Annotated in this window: 12 protein-coding genes; 2 read left to right on the plus strand and 10 right to left on the minus strand. The window is 73.1% G+C overall.

Features of this window, described 5'->3' with window-relative positions; all coding sequences use genetic code 11:
• Positions 1 to 4: 4 nt before the first annotated feature.
• From ACWC24_RS10535 to ACWC24_RS10570, 8 genes are all read right to left on the minus strand, one after another.
• Positions 5 to 1,603, minus strand: coding sequence for an acyl-CoA carboxylase subunit beta (locus ACWC24_RS10535; protein WP_450662442.1), 1,599 nt, complete (start codon positions 1,601 to 1,603; stop codon positions 5 to 7).
• On the minus strand, positions 1,600 to 3,321 hold the full coding sequence (locus ACWC24_RS10540; RefSeq protein ID WP_450662443.1) for an acyclic terpene utilization AtuA family protein: 1,722 nt from the start codon (positions 3,319 to 3,321) through the stop codon (positions 1,600 to 1,602). The genes ACWC24_RS10535 and ACWC24_RS10540 overlap by 4 nt, the downstream gene beginning before the upstream one ends.
• A complete protein-coding gene (locus ACWC24_RS10545; RefSeq protein WP_450662444.1) occupies positions 3,318 to 4,112 on the minus strand; it encodes a TIGR03084 family metal-binding protein in 795 nt (264 codons plus the stop codon). Before ACWC24_RS10545 ends, ACWC24_RS10540 begins: the two co-directional genes overlap by 4 nt.
• Before the next feature lie 167 nt (positions 4,113 to 4,279).
• Positions 4,280 to 4,540: a hypothetical protein gene (locus ACWC24_RS10550; protein ID WP_450662445.1), complete on the minus strand. Its 261-nt coding sequence runs from the start codon at positions 4,538 to 4,540 to the stop codon at positions 4,280 to 4,282.
• A complete protein-coding gene (locus ACWC24_RS10555) occupies positions 4,537 to 4,899 on the minus strand; it encodes a DUF6247 family protein (protein ID WP_450662446.1) in 363 nt (120 codons plus the stop codon). The genes ACWC24_RS10550 and ACWC24_RS10555 overlap by 4 nt, the downstream gene beginning before the upstream one ends.
• 109 nt (positions 4,900 to 5,008) lie before the next feature.
• Entirely contained in the window at positions 5,009 to 5,965 is a 957-nt protein-coding gene (locus ACWC24_RS10560; RefSeq protein WP_450662447.1) for an EamA family transporter, read from the minus strand.
• A 156-nt stretch (positions 5,966 to 6,121) separates the two neighbouring features.
• Positions 6,122 to 7,243 carry a lipid II:glycine glycyltransferase FemX gene (locus ACWC24_RS10565; RefSeq protein WP_450662448.1) on the minus strand — a complete coding sequence of 374 codons (1,122 nt, stop codon included), beginning with the start codon at positions 7,241 to 7,243 and terminating at the stop codon, positions 6,122 to 6,124.
• Positions 7,244 to 7,543: 300 nt separating this feature from the next.
• A complete protein-coding gene (locus ACWC24_RS10570) occupies positions 7,544 to 10,582 on the minus strand; it encodes an FAD-binding and (Fe-S)-binding domain-containing protein (protein WP_450662449.1) in 3,039 nt (1,012 codons plus the stop codon).
• A 185-nt stretch (positions 10,583 to 10,767) separates the two neighbouring features.
• Between ACWC24_RS10570 and serC the strand changes: the two genes are divergently transcribed.
• Positions 10,768 to 11,886, plus strand: a complete 1,119-nt coding sequence (serC, locus tag ACWC24_RS10575) for a phosphoserine transaminase (RefSeq protein WP_450662450.1) — start codon at positions 10,768 to 10,770, stop codon at positions 11,884 to 11,886.
• Between the two features lie 91 nt (positions 11,887 to 11,977).
• Here the strand turns inward: serC and ACWC24_RS10580 are convergent, their stop codons facing one another.
• Positions 11,978 to 13,513: a cellulase family glycosylhydrolase gene (locus tag ACWC24_RS10580; RefSeq protein WP_450662451.1), complete on the minus strand. Its 1,536-nt coding sequence runs from the start codon at positions 13,511 to 13,513 to the stop codon at positions 11,978 to 11,980.
• A gap of 117 nt (positions 13,514 to 13,630) precedes the next feature.
• Positions 13,631 to 14,611 (minus strand): WD40 repeat domain-containing protein, encoded by a 981-nt coding sequence (locus tag ACWC24_RS10585; RefSeq protein ID WP_450662452.1) that lies wholly within the window; start codon positions 14,609 to 14,611, stop codon positions 13,631 to 13,633.
• A 118-nt stretch (positions 14,612 to 14,729) separates the two neighbouring features.
• Here ACWC24_RS10585 and ACWC24_RS10590 point away from each other — a divergent pair, with 118 nt between their 5' ends.
• Complete coding sequence (locus ACWC24_RS10590) at positions 14,730 to 15,407, plus strand: SGNH/GDSL hydrolase family protein (RefSeq protein WP_450662453.1); 678 nt, start codon at positions 14,730 to 14,732, stop codon at positions 15,405 to 15,407.
• The last annotated feature ends 9 nt before the right edge of the window (positions 15,408 to 15,416 follow it).

A 15,416-nucleotide genomic window follows, 5' to 3' on the forward strand; every position in this document is an offset into this window, starting at 1 on the left:
GACCTCACATCCGGAAGACGCCGAAGCCACCGCGCGCGCCCTCGAAGGACGCGGTGTGGACGGCCGACAGGCACAGGCCGAGGACGGTGCGGGTGTCACGCGGGTCGATGACGCCGTCGTCGTACAGCCGCCCGGACAGGAACATCGGCAGCGACTCGGACTCGATCTGCTGCTCGACCATGGCGCGCAGCCCGGCGTCCGCCTCGTCGTCGTACGGCAGCCCCTTCGCGGCGGCCGACTGGCGGGCGACGATCGACAGCACGCCGGCCAGCTGCTGCGGGCCCATCACCGCGGACTTGGCGCTGGGCCAGGCGAACAGGAAGCGCGGGTCGTAGGCCCGTCCGCACATGCCGTAGTGCCCGGCGCCGTAGGAGGCGCCCATCAGGACGGACAGGTGCGGCACCTTCGAGTTGCTGACCGCGTTGATCATCATCGCGCCGTGCTTGATGATGCCGCCCTGCTCGTACTCCCGGCCGACCATGTAGCCGGTGGTGTTGTGCAGGAACAGCAGCGGGATGTCGCGCTGGTTGGCCAACTGGATGAACTGGGCGGCCTTCTGGGACTCGGCGCTGAACAACACCCCCTGGGCGTTCGCCAGGATCCCGACCGGGTAGCCGTGCAGGGTGGCCCAGCCGGTGGTCAGGCTCGTCCCGTACAGCGGCTTGAACTCGTCGAAGTCGGAGCCGTCGACGATCCGGGCGACGACCTCGCGCGGGTCGAAGGGGGTCTTGAGGTCGCCGGGGACGATCCCCAGCAGTTCCTCCGGGTCGTACTTGGGGGGCTCGGCCGGGCCCGGATCGGGGTAGGCCTTGCGGTGGTTGAGCCGGGCCACCACCCGCCGTGCCTGGCGCAGCGCGTCCTGCTCGTCGACCGCGAAGTAGTCCGCGAGCCCCGACACCCGGGCGTGCATCTCGGCGCCGCCCAGCGACTCGTCGTCGCTCTCCTCGCCGGTGGCCATCTTCACCAGCGGAGGCCCGCCGAGGAAGACCTTCGCCCGCTCCTTGACCATGATCACGTGGTCGGACATGCCGGGGACGTAGGCGCCTCCGGCGGTCGAGTTGCCGAAGACCACGGCGACGGTGGGGATCCCGGCGGCGGACAGCCGGGTCAGGTCCCGGAAGATCGCGCCGCCCGGGATGAAGATCTCCTTCTGGGAGGGCAGGTCGGCGCCGCCGGACTCCACCAGGCTGATGCAGGGCAGCCGGTTGGCGAGCGCGATGTCGTTGGCGCGCAGGGCCTTCTTCAGGCTCCACGGGTTGGAGGCGCCGCCGCGCACGGTGGGGTCGTTGGCGGTGATCAGGCACTCCACGCCCTCGACCACCCCGATGCCGGTGACGAGCGAGGCGCCGACCGTGTACTCGCTGCCCCAGGCGGCCAGCGGCGACAGCTCCAGGAACGGGGTGTCGGGGTCGAGCAGCAGCTCGATGCGCTCCCGGGCGAGCAGCTTGCCACGCCCGCGGTGCCGGTCGACGTACTTGGGGCCGCCGCCGGCCAGCGCCTTGGCGTGCTCGGCGTCCAGGTCGGCGAGCTTGCCGAGCATGGTCTCGCGGTTCGCCCGGTGGTCCGGGCCGTTGACGTCCAGCGCGGACGGCAGGACCGTCACAGCAGCACCTCCGGTATGTCCAGGTGACGGGAGCGCAGCCACTCGCCCAGGGCCTTGGCCTGCGGGTCGAAGCGGTGCTGGGCGGCGACGCCCGCGCCGAGGATCCCCTCGACGACGAAGTTCAGGGCGCGCAGGTCGGGCAGGACATGGCGAACCACGCGCAGACTGGCGGTCTCCGGCAGCAGTTCGCGCAGCCGCTCGACGGTGAGGGTGTGGGCCAGCCACCGCCAGGCCTCGTCGGTCTCCACCCACACCCCGATGTTGGCGTTGCCGCCCTTGTCACCGCTGCGGGCACCGGCGACCAGGCCGAGCGGGGCCCGCCGGGTCGCCGCGCCCGGCGGCAACGGCTCGGGCAGGGCGGGCTCGGGCACCTCGTCGAGTACGAGGGTGTCGCGGGCGGCGGGCACGGCGACCCGGCGTCCGTCGTGGAGCACCGCCAGGTGTTCCACGGTGTCCTGGGGGACGTACGCGGCCTCGAAGACCCCGTAGGGCGCGCCCTTCCCGGGCGGCGCCACCACATGGAAGCCGGGGTAGCTCGCGAGGGCCAGCTCGATGGCAGCGCCGCTCAGCGCCCGTCCCACGGCCGTCTGGTCCTGGTCGCGCACGACCAGCCGCAGCAGCGCGCTCGCGGTCTCCTCGGTGCCGGCGTCCGGCCGGTCGGTGCGGACCAGGTCCCAGCGGACCTCCGCGGGCGGCGACTTGGCGAACGCGTCCGCCATCTGCTCGCGCACCAGCGCGGCCTTCGCCTCGATGTCGAGACCGGTGAGGACGAAGACGACCTCGTTGCGGAAGCCGCCGAAGCGGTTGAGGCCGACCTTGAGGGTGGGCGGCGGGGCCTCGCCGGTGACGCCCTCGACGCGCACCCGGTCGGGGCCGTCCTGGGTGAGCCGTACGGTGTCCAGCCGGGCGGTGACGTCGGGGCCCGCGTACCGGGCGCCCCCGGTCTCGTAGAGCAGCTGGGCGGTGACCGTGCCGACGTCGACGAAGCCGCCGGTGCCGGGGTGCTTGGTGATCACGAAGCTGCCGTCGGCGTGGAGTTCGGCGAGCGGAAAGCCTGGGCGGCGGACTGCGCCGCCGCCCTGGGCGCCTTCTTCGGGTCGGGCGCCGTGGTCGGGAGCGCGGTTGAAGAAGGCGTAGTTGCCGCCGGTGGCCTGGGTCCCGCACTCCAGGATGTGTCCGGCGACCACGGCTCCGGCCAGCCGGTCGTGGTCGTCCGGCGTCCAGCCGAAGTGGGCCGCGGCGGGCCCGGTGACCAGGGCCGCGTCGGTGACCCGCCCGGTGACCACGACGTCCGCGCCCGCCCGCAGGCACTCCGCGATGCCGAAGCCGCCGAGGTAGGCGTGGGCGGCGAGGGCGCCGGGGTGGCGGGCCAGCAGGTCGTCGCCCTCGACATGGGCGACCCGGACCGGGATGCCCAGCCGGTCCGCCAATTGCCGTACGGCGTCCGCGAGTCCGGCCGGGTTGAGGCCGCCCGCGTTCGTCACGATCTTCACGCCCCGCTCGTGGGCGAGGCCGAGGCCCTCCTCCAGCTGGCGCAGGAAGGTGCGGGCGTATCCGGCGGCCGGGTCCTTCATCCGGTCGCGGCCCAGGATGAGCATGGTGAGTTCGGCGAGGTAGTCGCCGGTCAGCACGTCGAGCTCGCCGCCGGTGAGCATCTCGCGCAGGGCGTCGAAGCGGTCGCCGTAGAAGCCGGAGGCGTTGCCTATCCGCAGGGTCACCGCGCGGCGCCCTTCGGGGGACGTCCGGTGCCGGGCAGTCCGGCGAAGGCCTGGGCGAGGTCGAGCCAGCGGTCGGCGTCGGGACCCTCGACGCGCAGGTCGAGGTCGGAGCGGTGGGCGCGCTGGGTGACCAGGAGGCAGAAGTCGAGGGCGGTGCCGCCGACGCGCTGCGGGGCGTCCTCGGGGCCGTACGCCCAGTCGGCACCGGAGGGCAGGACCAGTTCGACGCGGAAGGCGTCGGCGGGCGGGGTGAGCCCGTGGATGCCGAAGGCGAAGTCGCGGGTGCGGACCCCGAGCCGGGCCACATGGCGCAGCCGGTCGGTGGGCGCGCGGACCACGCCGAGCGCGTCGGCCACGTCCTGGGCGTGCGCCCAGGTCTCCATCATCCGGGCGGTGGCCATGGAGGCGGCCGACATGGGCGGGCCGTACCAGGGGAAACGGGCGCCGGCCGGGGACTCGCGCAGGGCCCGGTCGAGCGCGGCCCGCCCCTCCCGCCACCCTGCCAGCAGCACGTCGGACGGCTGCCGGGCGCCCTCCTCGGCGCCCTCGTCCACGAACGAGTCAGGCGCCGCGAGGGCCTTCTCGACCAGGCCGTGGAAGGCGTCGGCGTCCGTGACGGAGAGGTGGGCGGAGTGGTCGGTCCAGGCGAGGTGGGCGATCTGGTGGGCGACGGTCCACCCGGGCGCGGGCGTCTCGAGGGCCCACTGCCCCGGACTCAACTCGGCCACGAGCCGGTCGAGTTCATCGCTCTCGTCACGCAGATCATCGAACACTGGCGTCGGATCGGACATGCCGGGGAGCATGCCAGCGGGTCCAGAAACAATCAAGCATGCTTGCATGAATTTGTTCGGGCAGAACGCCGCCTTCGCTCACGCCCGCAGGAGCGGGCCGCCACGGTGCCCTGAGCCCAGGCTCTCGGTGAGCTCTCGGCGTAACGCGCGGCAGCAGCGACCGGCCGTCAGGACAGCGGGTCCGGGGTGATCTGCCAGATACTGACGAGTTCCGAGCGCGGCGTGACCATGTACACGAAGAAGCCACCCGCCACAAACGCGTGCTTCGCGCCTTCGTCGGCGCCCTGATACGCGGGACCGTGGAGGTAAAGGGCCTCGGCCGCCCGGACCAGCTCGTCCGCCGTCTTCTCCACTTCGGCGACGAACCCCGGCGGCGCCCCGGCTGCCACCGTCTCCTCGTCCGGGACGTACTCCCAACGCCAGGTCACCTGGCGAGCACCGTCCTGGAGGCGGCGCGATAGATACCGCTCGCGGTGCTCAGATGCTCGCGGGCTTCGTCCGGCTTGACCGCGACGTGGGCGAGGTATTCGGCCCGGTGGTACGTCTTCGCCGTCTCCGGGTGGCGCTCGATCTCGATCAGCGCCGCCCAGTGGTCGAGGAAGGCGTGGACCGGCCCGAGCGAACCATGGTCGACGGCTTCGGCGAGGGCTTGATCCTTGGCCTGGTCGTAAGCGGTCAGAAGGTGCGGCGCGACAACCGCACAGGCGGCACGCAGAGCGCCCGGAGTACGGTCCGGTCGCGGGATCAGCGGTCCGTCGCCGACTGATTCGCTGTGCTGCGTACTCATCCGCCGTTCCCTTCGCGTCTCCGACCGACGGGCCGACCGTGCGCCGGTGTCGGCTCGGGGCACGAACCCGACTCTAGTACCCGGTCGTACGGCCACGCCCCGGAAACCGTCAGGAAGCGCTCGGCGGCACCGCCGCCTTTCCGCGGCCCACCTGGGTGCGTACCGCGCCCATGCTCGCGCCGATGACCAGGGCGATCGCGGCCGCCTGGAGGGCGGTGAGGGCCTGGTGCAGGACGAGGAAGCCCGCGGCGCTCGCCAGGGCCGGCTCCAGGCTCATCAGGATCGCGAAGGTGGAGGCGGGCAGCCTGCGCAGGGCGAGGAGTTCGAGGGTGTAGGGCAGGACGGAGGAGAGCACAGCCACCCCGGCGCCCAGGCCGAAGGTCACCGGGTCGAACAGCTTCGTCCCCGACTCGGCGAGCCCCAGGGGCAGGAACAGCACCGCTCCGACCGCCATCGCGAGGGCGAGCCCGTCGGCCTGCGGGAAGCGGCGGCCGGTACGGGCGCTGAAGACGATGTACGCCGCCCACATCGCGCCCGCGCCGAGGGCGAAGGCGACACCCACGGGGTCGAGGTCGCCGAAGCCCCCGCCGCCGAGGAGGAAGACACCGGCGAGGGCAAGCCCCGCCCAGACGAGATTGAGCGCGCGACGGGAGGAGACCACCGACAGCGCGAGCGGGCCGAGGACCTCCAGCGTGACGGCCGGGCCCAGCGGGATGCGGTCGACGGCCTGGTAGAAGAGGCCGTTCATCGCGGACATCGCGATGCCGAAGACGACGACCGTGCCCCAGTCGGCGCGGGAGTGGCCGCGCAGCCGCGGACGGCAGACGAGCAGCAGGACCAGCGCCGCCACCAGCAGGCGCAGGCTCACCACGCCGAGCGCGCCGGCCCGCGGCATGAGGGTCACGGCGAGGGCTCCGCCGAACTGGACCGAGACGCCTCCGGCCAGGACGAGTCCGACCGGCCCGAGCGAGCCGAACCGGCGGGGCGCGCCACCCGCGGGGACGGGCACGGGGTCCGTCCCCGGAACGGGCGAGGACGAGGGGGTGGTGGCGCTGGGGGTGGTCACAGGCGGTCCTGGGGGCTGGCTCGGATCAGAGATCGTTCATCGTGATGCACTTCCGAGTCCAGGGTAATGGACTCCGTCAGGAGTGTGAACCCTTGACGGGACTGTTCCGAATGTCGAGATCGGCAGCCCCGTCGGACGCCTTGCGGCGGTGCCGGGTCAGCGGCGGGCCAGGTAGAGCTCCAGCGTCCGGTGCAGCAGCCGGTTGAGCGGGAAGTCCCACTCGCCGAGGTACTCGACCGCCTGCCCCCCGGTGCCCACCTTGAAGCGGAGCAGGCCGAGCAGATGGTCGGACTCCTCCAGCGTGTCGGTGATGCCCCGCAGGTCGTACACGGAGGCGCCCAGTCGGTGGGCGTCGGTCATCATCCGCCACTGCATGGCGTTGTTGGGCTGGACCTCGCGCCTGCGGGCGGTGGAGGCGCCGTAGGAGTACCAGACGTGGTCGCCGACGGTCAGCATGGTGGCCGCGGCCAGCACCTCGCCGTCGTGGTGGGCGAGATAGAGCCGCATCCGGTCGGGGTGCTCGGAGTTCAGCGCCGTCCACATGCGCCGGAAGTACGACAGCGGGCGCGGGGCGAAGCGGTCGCGCTCGGCGGTCTCGGTGTACAGGTCGTAGAACACCGGCAGGTCCTCCGGGCCGCCCGGCACAATCTTGACCCCGGCCTTCTCCGCCTTCTTGACGTTGCGCCGCCACTGCTGGTTGAGCCCGCCGTGGACGTCCTCCAGCGACCGCCCGGCCAACGGCACCTGGAAGACGTAGCGCGGCTGCCCGGCCGCGAACCCGTCCTCCCCGCCGGCCGCGGCCTGCCGCCAGCCCATCGCGCGCAGCCGGTCCGCGACCCCCGCGGCGAGCGGCTCGTACGACGTCGCCTCCGCCTCGCCCAGCCGCCGGACGTCCGGATCCGCGATCGCCGCCTTCACCGCCTCCGCGCTCCAGCGCCGTACGACCACGGGCGGCCCCATCTTGACCGAGAACGCGCCCCGCGCCTTGAGCTGGGCGAGCATCGGCCGCAGCCACCGCTCCAGGTCGGACGCGAACCAGTCGATCACCGGCCCCTCCGGCAGATACGCGAGGTACCGCTTCAGCCGGGGCAGCGGCCGCAGCAGCACCAGGCCCGCCCCGACCTGCCGCCCGTCCTCGTCGAACCAGCCCAGGCTCTCCGCCCGCCAGTCGGGCTTCACGTCGCCCCAGGACGGGATCTGGAGATGGCTGACGGAGGGACGGGCCGAGACGAAGGCGAGGTGCTGGGCGCGGCTGATGGGCTGGACGCGGAAGGTCATGCGCGAGGCTCCCTCGTACGATTCCTGGCGATACGCGGCTCATCGGCCAGCCTAGGAGGGCTCGCCCGCTTCGTCCTGCGCCACGTGTCCGCTCCGTCCGCTCCGCCGGCTCCGCCCGCCCGCACCGACGACCCGGCCGGGGCCCGGCCGGGGGCTCCACCCGGAGGTCCGTCCGACGGCGGGTCCGCTACTCCGTCCGGGGGGGGCCACCTGGGAGGTCCGCCCCACCGGCCCGGCCGCACACCCCGTCCGGCCACCCCACCGGCCCGGCCACGCTCAGCCGACCCCGTCCGGCCCCGCTCAGCCGACCTCGTGCCGTCCGGCCGATCGTCCGTCCGAGCCGCTCGGCAGGCCCTCCGCCAGTACCTCCGCCAGATGTCGCCCCCGCACCCCGGCGAGCTGCTCCAGCTGCGTCCGGCAGGAGAACCCGTCGGCCAGGACCACCGTCCCGGGCGCCGCGGCCCGCACCGACGGCAGGAGCCGCTCCTCGGCGCACGCCCGCGACACCTCCTCGTGCCCCTTCTCGAAACCGAAGTTGCCGGCCAGTCCGCAGCAGCCGCCGCCGAGCTCGCCCGTCAGGCCCGCCGCCGTGCGCAGCCGGCGGTCCGGTCCGTCGCCGAGCACCGCGTGCTGATGGCAGTGGGTCTGGCCGACGGCCGGGCGGTCCACACGGGGCGGAACCCAGTCGGGAGCGTGCTGTTCGAGGACCTCCGCGAAGGTGCGGACGCGGGCGGCGAGGAGGGCCGCGCGCGGGTCGTCGTGCAGCAGTTCGGGCAGGTCGCCGCGGAGCGCGGCGGCACAGCTCGGTTCCAGGACCACGACCGGGGCGGCCGTCTCCAGCACCGGCGCCATCAGGTCGAGGGTGCGGCGCAGCACGCTGCGGGCGCGGTCCAGCTGGCCCGTCGACAGGTACGTCAGACCGCAGCAGACCCGGTCGTGACGTGCCGCCAGCAAGGTGGCCACCGACCTCGTCCGGCCGTCCGCGATCCGGCCCCGCGGCGACCGCAGCGTCGGCGGCAGCACCACCCGCAGGCCCGCCGCCTCCAGCACCCGGACGGCCGCCCGGCCCACGGCGGGCGAGAGGTACTCGGTGAAGGTGTCCGGCCACAGGACGACCAGGTCGCCGGCCCCCGCACCGCCCGCCCCCGGGTCACCGGTCCCCGTGCCGCCGATGACCCCCCGGCCCCGCCACCACCGGCTGAACGGCTCGGCCGCCAGCCGGGGGATCTCCCGCTCCGGGGCGATCCCGCCGAGCCGTTTCGCCGCCCACGCCAGCGGCCGTACCGAGGCGAGCGCGTTGAGCACCGGTACCGCGCGCGTCCGGGCGGCCCAGCGCAGCCACTCCGGCAGCCGTCCGAGCGTGTGGTGGGCCATGGGGCGTCGGCGCCCGGCGTAGTGGTGGTGCAGGAACTCCGCCTTGTACGTGGCCATGTCGACCCCGACCGGACAGTCCGAGCGGCAGCCCTTGCAGGACAGGCACAGGTCCAGCGCGTCCCTGACCTCAGGGGAGCGCCAGCCGTCCGTCACCAGCTCACCCGCCAGCATCTCGTGCAGCAGGCGGGCGCGTCCGCGGGTGGAGTGCGCCTCCTCGCCGGTCGCCCGGAAGGACGGGCACATCACCGCGGGCCCGGACGCCTCGGTCGTACGGCACTTCGCCACCCCGACGCAGCGGCGCACCGCCGCCGAGAAGTCGCCGCCGTCCGCCGGATAGCCGAAGGCCACGTCCACGGGGGTGCGCGGCAGCACGGAGAAGCGGAGGTTCGCGTCCAGCGCGGCCGGGCGCACCAGCATCCCGGGATTGAGCAGGTCGTCCGGGTCCCAGACCGCCTTGGCCCGCTCGAACAGGGCCACCATCGGCGCTCCGTACATCCTCGGCAGCAGCTCCGCGCGGGCCTGCCCGTCGCCGTGCTCCCCGGAGAGCGAGCCGCCGTGGGCCACCACCAGATCGGCGAGCTCCTCGGAGAAGCGGCGGAAGCGGCCGACACCCGCCTCGGTGAGCAGGTCGAAGTCGATCCGGACGTGGATGCAGCCGTCCCCGAAGTGCCCGTACGGGGTGCCCCGCAGGCCGTGGGCGGACAGCAGCCCCCGGAAGTCCCGCAGATACGCGCCGAGCCGGGCGGGCGGCACCGCGCAGTCCTCCCAGCCGGGCCAGGCCTCGGAGCCGTCCGGCATCCGGGTGGCCGTGCCGCTCGCGTCCTCCCGGACCCGCCACAGCGCGCGCTGCCCGGCCGGGTCCGTGACCACCAGCGCGTCGACGGCGTCGGCCGCCCGCGCCACCTCCCGGGCCCTCGCGTGCGCCTCGGCCGCCGTGTCGCCGCCCGTCTCCACGAACAGCCAGGCCCCGCCCCGGGGCAGCCCGGCCGTTCCGCGCACCAGGTCGGCCGCCATCCCCTCCACCGTCAGCGGCCCCAGCGGGAGCAGCCCGGCGGCCGCCTCGGCGGCGGCGCCCTCGTCGGCGTACCCCAGCACGGCGAGGGCGACCGCGCGGGGTGCCTCGACCAGTCGTACGACCGCCTCCGTCAGCACACCGAGGGTGCCCTCGGAGCCGCAGAACGAGCGGGCGACGTCGGCGCCCCGCTCGGGCAGCAGCGCGTCCAGGGCGTACCCGGAGATGCGGCGGGGCAGGTCGGGGAAGCCGGTGCGCAGCCGCGCCAGTTCGCCCTCCGCCAGCTCCCGCAGGCCGTCCGGCGCGCCGGCCCAGCCCGGTCCCAGGCGCGAGCGGGCGCCGCGTGCGGTGACCACGTCCAGCTCGCGCACGCTGTCCGCGGTGGTCCCCCAGGCCACCGAGTGCGCGCCGCAGGAGTTGTTGCCGATCATCCCGCCGAGCGTGCACCGGCTGTGGGTGGACGGGTCCGGACCGAAGCGCAGCCCGTGCGGCGCGGCGGCCTCCTGGAGGCGGTCGAGGACGAGCCCCGGCTGCACGACGGCCGTCCGCGCCCGCGGGTCCAGCGAGACGAGCCGGTTCATGTGCCGGGTGAAGTCCAGCACCACCCCCGTCCCCGTCGCCTGCCCGGCGATCGACGTGCCCCCGCCCCGCGCCACCACCGGCACCCCGCGCTCCCGGCACACGGCCAGCACCGCCGCCACGTCGTCGGCGTCCCGCGGGGCCACCACGCCGAGCGGGACCCGCCGGTAGTTGGACGCGTCCATCGTCACCAGCGCCCGCGAGGTGACGCCGAAGCCGACCTCGCCGCCCACGACCCGCCGCAACTCCTCGGCGAGACCCGCCCGATCCGCGGCACCCTCCGGATCCTCCGACTCCGCCGGTCGGCCCGGACCGCCCGCGCCGACCGGACCGTCGGCCCCGACCGGGCCCTTCCGCGCACCGAGATCCCTCATACGCCCAGGATGCCCACGACCACCGGCGGGAACGAGCGGGTGGCGACCGGACGGCACACCGAGGTCCGGAAGATGACGATCCGGCGCCGGCGCCGTAGGTATGCACAGGTCCGCGGGGCGGCGCGATCGTCTCATCGAACGGACACGGTTCCGTCCCGTTTCGCCGAGGCGATACCCTCCGGCTCGTGGCTGAGATCCAGATTCCTGCTGACATGAAGCCCGCGGACGGTCGTTTCGGCGCGGGTCCCTCCAAGGTGCGGGTGGAGGCGCTGGACGCCCTGGCCGCCACCGGTACGTCCCTGCTCGGCACCTCCCACCGCCAGGCCCCGGTCAAGAACCTGGTCGGCCAGGTCCGCGCGGGCATCTCCGAGCTGTTCCAGCTCCCGGACGGCTACGAGGTCGTCCTCGGCAACGGCGGCTCCACCGCGTTCTGGGACGTGGCGACCCACGGCCTGATCGAGAACAAGTCGCAGCACCTCACCTTCGGCGAGTTCAGCTCCAAGTTCGCCAAGGCCGCCAAGCTGGCGCCCTGGCTGGGCGAGCCGACCGTGATCTCCTCCGACCCCGGCACCCACCCCGAGGCGCGGGCCGAGGAGGGCGTCGACGTCTACGCCTTCACCCACAACGAGACCTCCACCGGTGTCGCCGCGCCCCTCAAGCGCGTGGCGGGCGCCGACGAGGGCTCCCTCGTCCTGGTGGACGCCACCTCCGGCGCCGGCGGCCTCCCGGTCGACATCGCCGAGACGGACGTCTACTACTTCGCCCCGCAGAAGTCGTTCGCCTCCGACGGCGGCCTGTGGATCGGCGTGTTCTCCCCGGCCGCGATCGAGCGCGCCGAGCGCGTGCACGCCTCCGGCCGGCACATCCCGGAGTTCTTCTCGCTGCCCACGGCGATCGACAACTCCCGCAAGAACCAGACGTACAACACCCCGGCGCTGTCCACCCTCTTCCTGCTCAACCAGCAGCTCGAGTGGATCAACGGCCAGGGCGGTCTGGCCTGGTCGACGGAGCGCACGAAGGACTCCTCCACCCGCCTGTACTCCTGGGCCGAGGACTCCAAGCACGCGACCCCGTTCGTCACGGACCCGGCCAAGCGCTCGCAGGTCATCGGCACGATCGACTTCGCGGACGAGATCGACGCCGCCGCGATCGCCAAGGTGCTGCGCGCCAACGGCATCGTCGACACCGAGCCCTACCGCAAGCTCGGCCGCAACCAGCTGCGCGTCGCGATGTTCCCGGCGATCGACCCGGCGGACGTCGAGGCGCTGACGAAGTGCATCGACTACGTGATCGAGAAGCTCTGACCGCTTCCCGCACCCCGATTGCGCCTTCCGTACGACGGTGAGGGGCGCCCGGTACCGACCGGGCGCCCCTCACCGCGTCTCAGGTCGCGTATCAGGTCGCGGTGCAGCTCACGCTCGGCACTCCCCCGCCGCCCGGCGCGCCGCCGAACCCGAAGCTCGCCGAACCGCCCACCGCGACCGCGCCGTTGTGGGCCGCGTTGACGGCGGTCACCGCCGACCCGCTCTGCGTGTACGAGGCGTTCCACATGTTCGTGACCTGCTGCGACCCGCTCCAGGTCCACGTCACCTTCCAGGAGGTGAGCGCGGTCGTCCCGGTGTTGGTCACCTTGACGTCGGCGTTGAAGCCGCTGCCCCAGTCGCTGCTGACGCCGTAGACGGCGCTGCACGCGGCCGTGCTGCCGCCACCGCCGCCCCCTCCGCCGCCACCGCCGCCCGCCGGGAAGCCGGGCGCCTTGATGCTCGCGAGATAGCCGTCCTTCACCGTGTCCACGGTCGCCCAGTCGTCCTTCAGGATGCCGCCGGTGTCACCGGAGTTGGGGTTCCACGACCAGAACGTCCAGTGGAAGCTGTCGGCGCCGTAGGTGGCGGTCGGCCGCAGATAACTCACCAGCGCGGCCAGCCACTTCTGGTCCACCGTCGACTGGAGCGTCGTACCGAACTCGCCGACCCACACGGGCGCGATGTTCTGCTTGAAGATGTAGCCCCAGTACTTGTCCCAGACGCCCGGCATGTTGGCGGGGAACGTCGGGTCGCTGAACCAGCTCTGCTGGGCGACGCTGGTGGCGTAGTCGTGGGCGGAGTACACGACCCGGTTGGCCACACTGAGCTGCACGGGGTACTGGGCGACGCCCATCAGGTTGCCTCCCCACCAGCCGGAGACACCGTTGAACGACTGCACGCCCTCCACGAAGACCAGCAGTTGGGGGTTGACGGACAGGACGGCGTCGCCCGCCCGCTGCGCCGCCAGCCGCCAGTCCGTCGCCGTGTCCCCACAGCCCCAGCAGGCCGGGTCGTGCGGCTCGTTGTGCAGGTCGATGCCGATCACGGTGTCCTGGCCCGCGTAACGGGCCGCCAGCGCCTTCAGGTCGGCGATCCAGGTCGACTCCGGGACCGCCGAGGTGTACCAGAGCGCCGACTGCCCGCCCGAGTCCGGCCGGTGCCGGTCCAGGATGACCTTCAGGCCGTCCTGTCCGGCGTACGACACGATCCTGTCCATGACGCCCAGCGAGTTCAGCCCCGCCAGGTCGGCGTTCTTGCCGCCGGAGAAGTCGATGCTGTTCGGGACGGTCGCGCTCTTGAAGATGTCGTCGCTGTAGGGGAGGCGGATGGTGTTGTAGCCCAGCGACTTCATCTGGTCGATCATGCTCTTGTAGTCGCGCGACCAGAGGCCGTGCACGACGTAGTTGGCGGTCTCGAAGCCGAACCAGTTGATGCCGGCGATCCGCACCGGCTGTCCGGACGCGTCCAGGATCTGACGGCCGCTGGTGTGCCAGTAACCGGCCCCGGCGGCGGCCGCGGCGGCGGAGCCGGCCGGGGCGTCGGCCGCGTGGGCGGCCTGGACTCCGGCCAGCGGTAACAGGAGCGCCGCGGCGGCGGCGCACAGCACTCTGCGCAGACTGCGGAACATGTCGCTGCTTCCTCTCGTGGGGGGCGGCGGGTCCGGAACGGGTGGGAGCGCTCCCACGACACCGCGCCTTCCATGGAAGTCAGAACTCACGGGCCCGTCAAGACACGTGACGTCACCTCAGTCGCGGCGCCGCAGTCGCCGCAGGCCGAACAGCCCGGCACAGACCGCGGCGACGGCGAGCGCGCCGTAGGTGACACCGCTGCCGCCGTCCGTCGCGGAATCGCCCGAACCGCCACCGCCGGACGCGTTGCCGGATCCGGACCCGCTGCCGCCCGACCCTCCGCCGGGCGCGTCCTCCGCCTTCACGGAACTGTCGGCGCCCTCGCTGCCGTACATGAGCTTGGTCCCGTCGGCGGAGTAGCTGACGGACTCGCCCTGCCCCTGCAACGGCACGTTCAGACGGCCCAGCCGCTCGATCTTCCCGCCGTTCCAGTCGTAGTAGATGCCCCCGAAGTAGCCGCGCACGGCGAGTTGCCGGCCGTCGGGCGAGAAGGCGGCGTCCGTCGCCCAGAGGTCGACCGTGGCGACGGGCTTGAAGATGTTGGCGCCGGAGGACGACAGCTCGGCCGGACCCTCGTAGAGGTGCCCGCCGTCCTCCTTCTTGTCGATGATGTACACCCGGCCGGTCTTCGGGTGGACGACCAGCGACTCGGCGTTGCGGGCGCCGTCGGAGTACTTCACCACGTACTGCGTGGCCCTGATCGTCTGGTCCTTGAGGACCTTGGGCTCGGGCAGCCGGTAGATCCAGACGTACGGCCAGGTCCCGTCGAGGTTGTCGCCGATGTCGCCGACGTAGATCTGGTTGCCGGGGCCGATGGAGATGGCCTCCACGTCACGCGGCGAACCGATGCCGCTCAGCGTGAGGGTGGCGACCGTCTTTCCGGTGGCGCTGTCCACGGCGTAGATGTACGGCCCGTCGTCGCTGTCGTTGTGGGTCCAGTAGATCCCGGGGTGCAGGCGGGAGGCGGCCAGGCCGCTGGACTCGGTGATGCGCGGGTCCTTGATGGTGAACCCCTCGTCGCCGTCGGCGGCGGAGGCGGGCGCGGCCAGCACACCCGTGAGCAGGACACCGGCGAGGAGGGCGAACGGTCGACGCATGCCCCCAAGACTGCCATCCCGGACCTGGTGCCGCGTCAGCCGAGGTCCGTCGCACGCGTGGCAGGCCTCACACCCGGCCCGGTCCACCGACGGCCCGCCGATCGTCCATCATGAGCGGATGCTCAGGTTCATGCCCGTCGGCGACTCCCAGACGATCGGAAGCGCCGGCGAACACACTTGGCGTTACCGGATGTGGCAGCACCTGCGCACGACGTACGGCCGCCCGTTCGCCGTCGTCGGCCCGCGCGAGACGCTCCACGACAAGGCGACGGACGCGCCCACGTCGTACGAGTACGCCGAACCGGACTTCCCGCGCGCTCACCTGGCCGGCTGGGGCGAGGGCTGGCTGCACATGGCCCCGCTGGTCGGCGACGCGGTCCGCGCGCACCGGGCGGACGTCCTGCTGGTCGCCCTCGGCCTGATCGACCTGGGCTTCTACACGAACGCGCGGCAGACGGCGGACAACGTGCGGCTCTTCGTCACCGAGGCGCGGGCGGCGAACCCGCGGGTGCGGATGGTCGTCCTGCCGGTGATACCCAACTCCCGCGCGCTGGAGGACCCCGACTTCGCGGTGGAGGTCGCCGCCTTCAACGAACTGCTGGCCAAGACGGTCGCCGACCTCGACGAGCCCCGCTCGCCCCTGCTGCTGGCCTCGCCGCCGCCCGGGTACGACATCAACCACGACACCTACGACGGCACGCACCCCAACGCGAGCGGCGAGCACAGGATCGCGGAGGCGTTCGCGGAGGCGATGTATCAGGGGTGGGGACTGGGCGGGGAGTACGAGCGGGACTGAGGCGGGTCC

Source organism: Streptomyces sp. NPDC001443, from assembly GCF_053597355.1.

Bases quoted from the DNA above. Each gene is read 5' to 3' on its own strand.
- ACWC24_RS10555 (WP_450662446.1), bottom strand. From the start codon at position 4,899: ATGAGTACGCAGCACAGCGAATCAGTCGGCGACGGACCGCTGATCCCG.
- ACWC24_RS10585 (WP_450662452.1), bottom strand. From the start codon at position 14,611: ATGCGTCGACCGTTCGCCCTCCTCGCCGGTGTCCTGCTCACGGGTGTG.
- ACWC24_RS10545 (WP_450662444.1), bottom strand. From the start codon at position 4,112: ATGTCCGATCCGACGCCAGTGTTCGATGATCTGCGTGACGAGAGCGAT.
- ACWC24_RS10570 (WP_450662449.1), bottom strand. From the start codon at position 10,582: ATGAGGGATCTCGGTGCGCGGAAGGGCCCGGTCGGGGCCGACGGTCCG.
- ACWC24_RS10590 (WP_450662453.1), top strand. From the start codon at position 14,730: ATGCTCAGGTTCATGCCCGTCGGCGACTCCCAGACGATCGGAAGCGCC.
- ACWC24_RS10580 (WP_450662451.1), bottom strand. From the start codon at position 13,513: ATGTTCCGCAGTCTGCGCAGAGTGCTGTGCGCCGCCGCCGCGGCGCTC.
- ACWC24_RS10565 (WP_450662448.1), bottom strand. From the start codon at position 7,243: ATGACCTTCCGCGTCCAGCCCATCAGCCGCGCCCAGCACCTCGCCTTC.